The sequence below is a fragment of the Affinundibacterium flavidum genome (genome assembly GCF_014284175.1).
Taxonomy (GTDB): domain Bacteria; phylum Pseudomonadota; class Gammaproteobacteria; order Burkholderiales; family Burkholderiaceae_D; genus Undibacterium; species Undibacterium flavidum.
This window is the reverse complement of record NZ_JACOGA010000007.1, coordinates 240,909-247,586: the sequence shown is the minus strand read 5'-3', so window position 1 is coordinate 247,586 and position 6,678 is coordinate 240,909. Positions and strand designations below refer to the sequence as shown.

The following is a 6,678-nucleotide window of genomic DNA, read 5'->3' as shown; positions in this document are numbered from 1 at the left end:
GTCGCGATAGTGGCGTGCATGCATAAGTTACTGACCATTTTGAACGCCATAATGAAATCAGGAAAACCATGGGACGACGAATATTTAATCAAAAATCCTTGACTCCAAACACAGTTGCTTCTCCCGCTTACGGGAGAAGGGAGAAAAACACCAAACTAAGCTAATTTTCTGGAACACATTATGCAAACAACATCCACAACCCTAATCGTTATCGGCGGTGGCCCTGGCGGTTACATCGCTGCCATCCGCGCTGCACAACTCGGTATTGCCACCATCCTCATCGAAGGCGATCAACTCGGCGGTACTTGCCTGAACATCGGCTGCATCCCTTCCAAAGCCTTAATCCACGCTGCAGAAGAATTTGAAAAAGCCAAGCACTATGCCCATGGTTCATCCATAGGTATACAAGTCAGTGCCCCCAGCATCAACATAGCCCAAACCGTGAGCTGGAAAGACGGTATCGTCAAGCGCTTAACTTCAGGTGTTGGCGTTCTACTGAAAAAAAATGGTGCGCAAGTGGTCAAAGGCTGGGCGCAGATTCTCGATGGTAAAACCGTCGCGGTGATGCAAGATGGCAAAGAGGTACAACGTATCACTTGCCAACATCTATTAATTGCATCTGGTTCAACGCCAGTAGAGCTTCCTTTTATGCCCTTTGGTTCTGGCAGTGGCAAAGTCATCAGCTCAACGGAAGCCTTATCACCGACAGAAATTCCGAAGAAATTAGTGGTCGTCGGTGGCGGCTATATTGGTTTAGAACTCGGCATTGCGTATCGCAAACTCGGTGCCGAAGTCAGTGTCGTGGAATCACTCGACCGTATCTTGCCTGCTTACGACGAAGACTTAACCAAGGTCGTCAAAACTGCACTCAAACAATTAGGTGTTGAAGTTCATTTTGGCCTTACCGTACAGGGTTTGAATGCAGATGGAAGTGCAGTACGCGTAAAAAACGCCGCAGGTGAAGAATCTGAACTCGCTTGCGATAAAGTCTTAGTAGCGGTTGGACGTCGCCCTAGCACACAAGGTTTTGGCTTAGAAAGCTTAATGCTAGACATGAACGGTCGCGCCATCAAAATTGATGATCAATGCCGCACGTCTATGCGTGATGTATGGGCGATTGGTGACGTGGCAGGCGAACCTATGCTGGCTCATCGTGCGATGGCACAAGGTGAAATGGTGGCAGAAATCATCGCTGGTAAACGCCGTCATTTCACGCCAGCCTCTATCCCCGCCGTATGTTTCACCGATCCCGAATTAGTCGTGGTCGGCAAATCACCACAAGAAGCGCAAGCCGCAGGTATAGATTGCATCACAGCGATGTTCCCCTTCGCGGCCAATGGTCGCTCCATGACTTTGGAATCAAGCGAAGGTTTTGTGCGCGTGGTGGCACGCAAAGACAGTCATCTGATCGTCGGCTGGCAAGCCGTTGGTAAAGGTGTATCAGAATTAAGTGCAGCGTTTGGCCTGTCATTGGAAATGGGCGCCACTTTAGAAGACGTCGCGGGTACGATTCATTCGCATCCAACTTTAGGTGAAGCAGTACAAGAAGCAGCCCTGCGCGCCTTGGGACATGCTTTGCATATTTAAATTTACACATTTAAATCACAATAAAAAAATGCCAGCATACAGAACACGCCTGTTGCTGGCATTTTTCATGAAAGCAAAAATACTGCTGTGGAATTTCTAGGAAGCTATCACAATCCACTAACCCCCTTCACCATATAACGATTGGTATGCTTATCCGTACGGATAGAAACCAAACCTTCTGCCCAACAAGCTTCTTCGCCTGCCTTCAATGTCAATTTCACCATCAGACGTAGTTGATCTTTGGCGTAGACTTGTTGGCGCGTTGAGCCTGTCTGGCAGTCTAGCATTGCCACAGCTTGCATCGCGCGTAATTCAGTTCGCACGCCGTTTACATTAACAATAGCGGTTTTGGTGTCCTTACTCATCAAGAGCACCAAAGCACCACTGCCATAACCGCCCTCTTCTTTAGAAAAACTAGCGATACGAAACACATAAGGGGCATTAAAATTTTTCAGTTCGCTACGATCTAATGCTGACAAAACCGCTTTTTGCTCCGACACCTGAACTTGTGCTGATGCGTTAATAGGTACGCTAATAAATACACACATCGTCAGAATAGACACTAACAACTTCAATTGAACTACAAACATAGGTATACCCTTTTCCAATAATTCTTAGACGACTTCCCGTTGCATGATACCGCGATCAAAACCTATCAATGTCGATAAATCCATCTTCCATCGTCACAAATACCAATAAAAAATCTGAATTCAAAAGTGCTTTCACGACAAATCACTTTTAGTGAATAAATTAACTAAGCAAATAATTAAAACAATTGCGTCTTCAGATTTGTTCCTGCATTTCTTGTGACGATTAGCCACAACTTATCTCACTTGCAGACGCTACGACTGTGTTTGTGGCGGATTCGGTGCTAAATTATTGCCATGAGTCAAATGATTTAAATCAATAAAAACGACTCCATTGTCTACTGTCGAATGTACGGCAAACGTAGGTTTAAACATAGCACTTCTGCCCACAAAAAAGCAGCCTTAATAAATTAGGAAATCTGCTCCATGTTAACTTGGAATATTGTTACTGGACGAGAAAAAGCGTGCTACAACCTTTCCTTTTTGCGGATTCTATTATTAGTATTTTTACTTGCATTTTCGCCTGTATTTTCTCTTGCATCGCCAAAACTTCTGGCTCAGGCTATCACCAACGATAACACTTCGCCAAGACCAATTTTAGGCGCGCCTGTCATTAGTAATTATGATGCCAAGGTGTATAAAGAGCACACACAAAACTGGAGTGCAGTTCAAGACCAGCGCGGTGTCATTTATGTTGGAAATTCATCCGGACTACTTGAATTTGATGGACAGCGTTGGCAAGCCATCGATACTAAAAGTAAGCCGATGATACGTGCCTTAGCAATCGCCGCGGATCAAACGATTTACTATGGATCCATAGGTGATTTTGGTTATCTGTCGGTGAATCAAAATGGCAAAGTACGTGCGAATTCTTTGCGTGATTTAATTCCCCCAAATGCCTTAGGTTTTAATGATGTGTGGCAGATCGAAACAACTTCACATGGCGTTTACTTTTTAACGCGTAGCCATATTTTCCGATTTCATCAAGGTAAAGTTACCGAAATCGGTGGCAAATTTGCGTCCTCGCAAGCGCTAGTAATGAATGATCATGTGTTTTACATTGATAGCCAGCGTGGACTCAGTCTGATCGATGACGGACAAATTATTCCACTGCCAGAATTTGCAAATGTCGCAGATGGAAAACGTATCGTATTGGCTCGCTTTGCGCCACATCAGATTCTCGCTGGACGCGCATCTGGCGATTTTTTGACGCTCGATTTAAGCTCGCTTTGGGATCCGAATAGCAAAAAATATCGCCCCAATCATTTGCCGGCATCCTTCGTACGAAGCTTGCCAACCGAGATTGACCAGCTCACCAAACACGACAATCTCTTCATTTACAAAATGATTCAGATCGATGAACAATCCTTCGCCATCAGCACGGTGAAAGGCGGCATTATTATTCTTAATCGTCAAGGCAAAGTACTGCGTGTCATCAATCGACACGCCGGTTTAATTGATAATACTGTGACGGGTTTAATGCTTGATCGCAGTCATAATTTATGGGCGACCACCAATTCTGGCATATCGCATATTGAATTGAGTGTGCCACAGTCGGTATTTAATGCTAACAATGGCATTGAAGGAATTTCGATCGCTAGCTACTACTATCAAGGTCAATTTTATGTTGGAACTTATCAGCATATTTTGAAACAATTACCGCATCAATACAGCCCGGAACAAGATGTTCCACAATTTGCGCCACTCCCTAATAGCCCTGGCGAAATTTGGCAATTTAAAGAAGTCGCTGGAGATTTAATGATCGCCTCGGGTCGCGGGCTGTTTAAAGTCACCGACAATGGCACCCAAAGGATAGACGGTTCCAGCAGCGATGCCTACGCACTTGGTGTATCTCAACGCTGGCCAAATCATTTGTTTATGGGGAAAATGGGGGGATTAGAGGTCTTTCAGCGCGACCAAGGCCAATGGAAATTACTAGGAAAGCTCAAAGAAATTCAAGACAACATACGACGCATTGCAACGGACGCTAGTGGCGATCTGTGGTTAACAACTGAAGTCCAGGGCTTAATCCGCATCCACTTTAATGGCGATGATCCGCTACAAATCAAACTGCATAAAATCGGCCTTGAGCATGGATTACCCGAGCTAACATCAATCCGCGCCAGTTTTCTCAACGGCACTCTATTTTTAGCCTCGCAAAAAGGAATCTACAGTGCACAAATCGCCACTTGGAACGACGACAGTGAATCAAGCAAATTTAGCCCGGATAAGCGCTTCGGCTCGCAATTTAGTGATGGCAGTTTGGTAGTTACCGATATTAGTCTCTATGCTAACGGAATATATTTATTGCAGACGTCTGATGGTGTTCAATGGGTAGAGCGAGATCAAACAGGGCAATTTAGAGCTAATAGCAAACCTTTCCTAGGGCTAAGCAACATCGGTGAAGCCTTATATGTCCACCCAGATAGTAGCGTTTGGCTACCTGGTGAAAACCATTATCGTATCGATCCAAATTCCAATAAAAATTATGCTGAACAATTTTCCGCCCTAGTCAGAAAAGTCGCAGCCAACACCAAGGACATCATCTTTGAAGGTAACTATGGTGTCGATGGACGAGAAATACCACGCGAAAAAACGGTTTTTCAAACCCAACAAACAGCCGATCAAACACGACAACTCAGCTATCAGCAAAACGCTTTAATGTTTGAATTTGCCGCGACTTTTTTTGAAAAACCTGGCAGCACCCGCTATCAATATCAGTTAGAAGGTTTCGATCGCCAGTGGAGTGAGTGGGATAGCATCAGCTCAAAAGAATATACCAACATCCCGGAGGGACAATATCGTTTTCGGGTTCGAGCAAAAAATATCTATGGGACTTTGGCCAACGAAGCGGAATACCGTTTTACGATTCTACCGCCATGGTATCGCACACTATGGGCATATACCTTATGGATAATACTAGGCATCACCAGCATCGTTGGCCTAGTTTATCTTTATACCCTACGCTTGCGAACCAATAAAAAACTATTAGAAAAGGAAGTTCTCGCACGGACCCGTGAAGCAGTCGAACAGAGAGAAGCTGCGGATAAAGCACGTCACAATATTGCCCAGCTTGCTGAGATGGGGCGACAAATCACGGCGTCCCTAGATAGCCATGCGATTGAAGAAAATTTGAAAAGCTATGTCAAAGATCTCCTGCCATGGGATAACTTTGGGATTGGCCTAGTCGACTGGGAACGTCGCCTGATACGCTTCGACTATGTCATTGAAAACGACCAAGCCGTACGCCCATATCAACGCAGTTTAGATAGCAAAGAACAACCAGCTTCGCACTGTGTATTGCAAGCCAAAGATCTATTGATCAACGATTTAACGCTGGATACCAGAGAGCTAGACAGCTTCGTCAGTATTGAGCCAGAACATCACCATCATCAAGTAATAGATGACAAACCACGTGTACCTCGTTCTGCTATCTATGTTCCCATGATGCTGAAACAAAAAATCATAGGCGTGATCTTTATCCAAAATAATGCCATCAATAGCTATCACGAAAACGATGTGGCAATACTACGTTCTTTAGCAGCCTATGCGGCAGTAGCCTTCGACAATGCGATCGCCTATCACCGCTTACAACTAACGCAAAGTAAGCTGGTAGAGCAAGAAAAACTGGCGGCGTTGGGTGCACTTGTTGCAGGTGTCGCACACGAACTCAATACGCCAATTGGCAATAGCCTGTTAACCGCAAGTTCATTAGATGAAATCACCACACAACTAGTGCACGATATTAATGCCGGTAGTATTCGGCGCTCGCGCATTGATAATTTTGCCGAACATGCAAAAAATGCGTGTGCACTATTAGTTCGCAATCTCAACAATGCAGCGACGCTGATTACCAATTTCAAACAAATCTCAGTCGACCAAACCTCGGACAAACGACGCATTTTTAATCTACTGACCGTCACCACAGAAATTGCCTCCACCTTAGGCGGACGCATACGCAGAGATGAACACCACTTGTCCATCAACATCCCAGACAATATTGAACTAGACAGCTACCCGGGACCCTATGGGCAAGTCATCACCAATATGATCATCAATGCTTTGATACATGCTTTCGACGACATGAAAAATCGCGAAATCCGCATCATAGGAAAAAAGCTCAACGACACACAAATCAAATTAGTCATCAGTGACAACGGTCACGGCATTAGTGAAGACAACCTCAATCGTATCTTCGAACCTTTCTTCACCACTCGTATGGGACAAGGCGGGAGCGGACTCGGCCTGCATATCAGTTACAACATTGTGACAGCGATTTTAGGAGGTAGCATACAAGTGAAAAGCCGAATCGGGCGTGGCACATATTTTGAAATCATACTGCCGCTGGTAGCGCCTGAGACCACGCCGGAAGATATTGCAGGGTCATTATAAAGAGCCCTTCACATCATTAATCTTATTAGATGAACGATGATTCGTGTGCACATGAATATATTCATACTTAAGGAATAATTTGAAAGGCAGAAAAGATAAGCATATTACTTTC

At 44.7% G+C, this 6,678-nt stretch carries 3 protein-coding genes; 2 read left to right on the top strand and 1 reads right to left on the bottom strand.

Annotated features, from left to right (window positions below):
* The first annotated feature begins 177 nt into the window (after nt 1-177).
* Nucleotides 178-1,587: a dihydrolipoyl dehydrogenase gene (lpdA, locus tag H8K55_RS09470; RefSeq protein WP_329605016.1), complete on the top strand. Its 1,410-nt coding sequence runs from the start codon at nt 178-180 to the stop codon at nt 1,585-1,587.
* 107 nt (nt 1,588-1,694) lie between these two features.
* Here lpdA and H8K55_RS09465 read toward each other — a convergent pair whose 3' ends face one another.
* Nucleotides 1,695-2,177, bottom strand: coding sequence for a hypothetical protein (locus H8K55_RS09465; protein WP_186941840.1), 483 nt, complete (start codon nt 2,175-2,177; stop codon nt 1,695-1,697).
* A 423-nt stretch (nt 2,178-2,600) separates the two neighbouring features.
* Between H8K55_RS09465 and H8K55_RS09460 the strand changes: the two genes are divergently transcribed.
* On the top strand, nt 2,601-6,566 hold the full coding sequence (locus H8K55_RS09460) for an ATP-binding protein (RefSeq protein ID WP_186941839.1): 3,966 nt from the start codon (nt 2,601-2,603) through the stop codon (nt 6,564-6,566).
* Nucleotides 6,567-6,678: the final 112 nt, after the last annotated feature.